Annotated in this window: 4 protein-coding genes and 1 pseudogene; all 5 read left to right on the top strand. The window is 65.9% G+C overall.

Going from position 1 to position 4,311, the window contains the following annotated elements; all coding sequences use genetic code 11:
- A pseudogene (locus A5646_RS05025) lies at positions 1-217 on the top strand (magnesium transporter); the annotation flags it as partial.
- 24 nt (positions 218-241) lie between these two features.
- Positions 242-1,654: an extracellular solute-binding protein gene (locus A5646_RS05020; RefSeq protein ID WP_067020303.1), complete on the top strand. Its 1,413-nt coding sequence runs from the start codon at positions 242-244 to the stop codon at positions 1,652-1,654.
- Between the two features lie 110 nt (positions 1,655-1,764).
- Positions 1,765-2,586 (top strand): carbohydrate ABC transporter permease, encoded by an 822-nt coding sequence (locus A5646_RS05015; RefSeq protein WP_197505125.1) that lies wholly within the window; start codon positions 1,765-1,767, stop codon positions 2,584-2,586.
- Positions 2,587-2,602: 16 nt separating this feature from the next.
- Positions 2,603-3,427: a carbohydrate ABC transporter permease gene (locus tag A5646_RS05010; protein WP_197505124.1), complete on the top strand. Its 825-nt coding sequence runs from the start codon at positions 2,603-2,605 to the stop codon at positions 3,425-3,427.
- Between the two features lie 4 nt (positions 3,428-3,431).
- Positions 3,432-4,311 (top strand): ABC transporter ATP-binding protein (locus A5646_RS05005; RefSeq protein ID WP_067020300.1); only part of this gene is annotated, 880 nt, incomplete at its 3' end.

The raw sequence follows: 4,311 nt of genomic DNA, 5'->3' as shown, positions 1-4,311 counted from the left end.
GGGCTTCTTCAGTCCCAATCCGTGGGGAGCGCTGGCCACGGGTCTGGTCGCCGGCGTGTTCTTCGGGTTGATCACCTCCGCCGTTCCGTATTCGATGGCCCGCGGCACCAGGGATTTCAGTTCGACCATGCAGCTGGTAGCCGGGCGCTACGACGTGCTCTGTGATCCGCAGAACGCAGAGAAGGCGCGGGATCTGTTGGCGCGCTTGGCGATCTGAGCCGCGCCCGAGAGGTGTGAATTGGTGGTGATTCGTCGCGGGCGCGTGCGCCGGGTAGGCGCGTTCGCGCTGGCGACGGCGATCATCGCCGCGGCGGTATTGGCCTGCGGTTCCGGTGGCCATGGCTTGGTGATCAGCTTCTACACCACGGCCGCCGACGGGGCGACCTTCACGACGGTGGCCCAGGACTGCACTAGGCAATTCAACGGTCGCTTCGCCATCCAGCAGATCAGTCTGCCCCGGGCCCCCGGCGAACAGCGTCTGCAGCTGGCGCGTCGGCTGACCGGTCGCGACCGCACGCTGGACGTGATGTCGCTGGACGTGGTGTGGACCGCCGAGTTCGCCGAAGCGGGCTGGGCGCTGCCGCTGTCCGACGATCCCGAGGGACGCGCCGAGTCCGACGCCACGGTCGACACCCTGCCGGGTCCGCTGGCGACGGCGCGTTGGCAAGGCAAACTGTACGGCGCCCCCGTCACCACCAATACCGAATTGCTCTGGTACCGGCCAGATCTGGTGCCTCAGCCACCGCGAACCTGGGACGGCATGGTGTCCGAGGCCACCAGGCTGCACGCCGCTGGGCAGCCCAGCTGGATCGGCGTGCAGGCCAACGAGGGCGAAGGCCTGGTGGTCTGGTTCAACACGCTGTTGGCGAGCGGCGGCGGCCAGGTGCTCTCCGAGGACGGTCGCCGGGTCACGCTGACCGACACGCCCGCGCACCGGGCGGCCACCGTGACCGCGCTGCGCGTCCTCAAGTCGGTGGCCGTCGCGCCCGGAGCGGATCCGTCGATCAGCCGGACCGACGAGAGCACCGCGCGCCTGGCCGTCGAACAGGGCCGGGCCGCGCTCGCCGTCAACTGGCCCTACGCGCTGGCGTCCATGCTGGAGAACGCGGTGAAGGGCGGGGTGCCGTTCCTGCCGCTCAACCGGAACCCGATGCTGGCCGGCAGCATCAACGACACCGGCGCCTTCGTGCCCGATGACGAGCAGTTCCGCATCGCGTACCAGGCCAGCCAACAAGTGTTCGGGTTCGCCCCGTATCCCGGTGTGGCGCCCGGCCGCCCGGCCAAGGTGACGATCGGCGGGGCCAACCTGGCGGTGGCCAGCACCTCGCGTCACCGTGCCGAAGCCTTCGAAGCCATCCGCTGCCTGCGCAATCTGGCCCACCAGAAGTATGTTTCGCTCGAAGGCGGGCTGCCGCCGGTGCGCGCGTCGCTGTATTCCGACTCGCAATTTCAGGCGAAATACCCGATGTACACCATCATTCGCCGCCAGCTCACCGATGCCGCGGTGCGCCCGGCGACGCCGGTCTACCAGGGGGTGGCTATTCGGCTCGCCGCGACGCTGAGCCCGATCAACCAGATCGATCCCGAGCGGACCGCCGACGAGCTCAGCACGCAGGTGCAGAAGGCGATCGACGGGAAGGGGCTGCTGCCGTGACCGCCACGGTCTCCGAAACCCGCACCGCGCCAACGACATCGGTACTACCACGGTGGCGCCGCCGGCCGGCGGAACGGAGGTTGGCGTTTCTTCTGGTCGCCCCCGCGGCGATGCTGATGCTGTTGGTGACGGCGTATCCGATCGGCTACGCCGTGTGGTTGAGCTTGCAGCGCAACAACCTTGCCGTCCCCAACGACACGGCGTTCGTCGGGCTGAACAACTACGTGACAATCCTGACCGACCGCTATTGGTGGACGGCACTGGCGGTGACGCTGGGCATCACGGTGGTCTCGGTCTGCCTCGAATTCGTGCTGGGGTTGGCGCTCGCGCTGGTCATGCACCGCACCATGGTCGGCAAGGGCCTGGTGCGCACCGCGGTCCTGATCCCGTACGGCATCGTCACCGCGGTCGCGTCCTACAGCTGGTATTACGCGTGGACGCCGGGCACCGGTTATCTGGCCAACCTGCTACCGCAAGGCAGCGCACCGCTGACCGAACAGGTTCCGTCGCTGGGGATCGTCGTGGTCGCCGAGGTATGGAAGACAACACCTTTCATGTCGTTGCTGTTGCTGGCCGGTTTGGCGCTGGTCCCGGAGGATCTGCTGAAAGCCGCCCAGGTCGACGGCGCCGGCGCGTGGCGGCGGCTGACACGAGTCACCCTGCCGATCATCAAGCCGGCGGTGGTGGTCGCGCTGTTGTTCCGGACCCTGGACGCGTTCCGCATTTTCGACAACATCTACGTGATCACCAACGGCGCCAACAACACCGGATCGGTGTCGATGCTGGGTTACGACAACCTGTTCAAGGGCTTCAACCTCGGGCTCGGATCGGCGATCAGCGTGCTGATCTTTTTGTGCGTGGGCGTCATCGCGTTGGTGTTCATCAAAGTGTTCGGTGCGGCGGCGCCCGGGGGTGATGTCGATGGCCGCTGATCGGGCGGGATTGTCGATCGGTGCGCGGCGCACCGCGCTCTGGGCCGTCGTCGACACCCTGGTAGGGGTGTATGCGCTGCTGCCCGTGCTGTGGATCTTCAGCCTGTCGCTGAAGCCGAGCTCGACGATCAAGGACGGCAAGCTGATTCCGTCGTCGATATCGCTGGACAACTATCGCGGCATCTTTCGCGGTGACTTCTTCAGTTCGGCGCTGATCAACTCCGTGGGGATCGCCCTGATCACCACCGCAATCGCCGTGGTGCTCGGCGCCATGGCGGCGTATGCGATTGCCCGGCTGGACTTTCCGGGCAAGCGACTGCTGGTGGGCGCCACCCTGTTGATCACCATGTTTCCCGCCATCTCGCTGGTGACGCCGTTGTTCAACATCGAACGCTTCGTCGGCTTGTTCGACACCTGGCCGGGCCTGATCCTGCCGTACATCACCTTCGGGCTGCCGCTCGCGATCTACACGCTGTCGGCGTTCTTCCGGGAGATCCCTTGGGATCTGGAGAAGGCGGCGAAAATGGACGGTGCGACACCGGCTCAGGCGTTCCGCAAGGTGATCGTGCCGCTGGCCGCACCCGGCGTGGTGACGGCGGCGATCCTGGTGTTCATCTTCGCCTGGAACGATCTGCTGCTGGCGTTGACGCTGACCGCCACCAAGGCGGCCATCACCGCCCCGGTGGCGATCGTGAACTTCAGCGGCAGTTCGCAGTTCGAGGAACCGACCGGATCGATCGCGGCGGGCGCCGTCGTGATCACCGTCCCCATCATCGCTTTTGTTCTAATCTTCCAACGACGAATCGTCGCCGGGCTGACCTCTGGCGCTGTGAAGGGATAACTCGATGGCCGAGATTGTGCTGGAGCATGTCAGCAAGAGTTACCCGGACGGCGCGACGGCGGTGCACGACCTGAACCTGACCATCGCCGACGGCGAATTCCTGATCCTGGTGGGCCCTTCGGGCTGTGGCAAGACGACCACCTTGAATATGATTGCCGGGCTTGAGGACATCTCATCCGGCGAGCTGCGCATCGGCGGTGAACGGGTGAACGAGAAGGCGCCCAAAGACCGCGATATCGCGATGGTGTTCCAGTCGTACGCGCTGTACCCGCACATGACGGTGCGGCAGAACATCGCCTTTCCGTTGACGCTGGCCAAGATGAAGAAGCCCGAGATCGCCCAGAAGGTCGAGGAGACGGCGAAAACCCTTGATCTGACCGGACTTCTGGATCGCAAGCCCTCACAGTTGTCGGGTGGGCAACGCCAACGGGTGGCGATGGGCCGCGCCATCGTGCGCCATCCCAAGGCGTTTCTGATGGACGAGCCACTGTCGAACCTGGACGCGAAACTGCGGGTGCAGATGCGCGGCGAGATCGCCAGGTTGCAGAAACGGCTGGGCACCACGACCGTCTACGTCACCCACGACCAGACCGAGGCCATGACGCTGGGCGATCGCGTGGTGGTGATGCATTCCGGTGTCGCGCAACAGATCGGCACGCCCGACGAGCTGTACGAGCAGCCCGCCAACCTGTTCGTCGCCGGCTTCATCGGTTCACCGGCGATGAACTTCTTTCCGGCCACGCTGTCGCCCGTCGGGCTCAAACTGCCGTTCGGCGAGGTGATGCTGACAGCGGAGGTCCAGGAGGTGATCGCCCAGCATCCGCGGCCCGCGAACGTCATCGTCGGCGTGCGGCCCGAGCATCTGTCCGACTCCGCGTTGATCG

It is taken from the genome of Mycobacterium sp. 1245499.0, from assembly GCF_001673615.1.
In the GTDB taxonomy this organism is placed as follows: domain Bacteria; phylum Actinomycetota; class Actinomycetes; order Mycobacteriales; family Mycobacteriaceae; genus Mycobacterium; species Mycobacterium europaeum_A.
The sequence above is the reverse complement of the archived record's forward strand: the minus strand, read 5'-3'. Positions and strand labels throughout refer to the sequence as shown.

What these genes read in the sequence shown, in the direction of transcription:
- A5646_RS05015 (WP_197505125.1), top strand. Translation starts at nt 1,765, where the DNA reads ATGCTGATGCTGTTGGTGACGGCGTATCCGATCGGCTACGCCGTGTGG.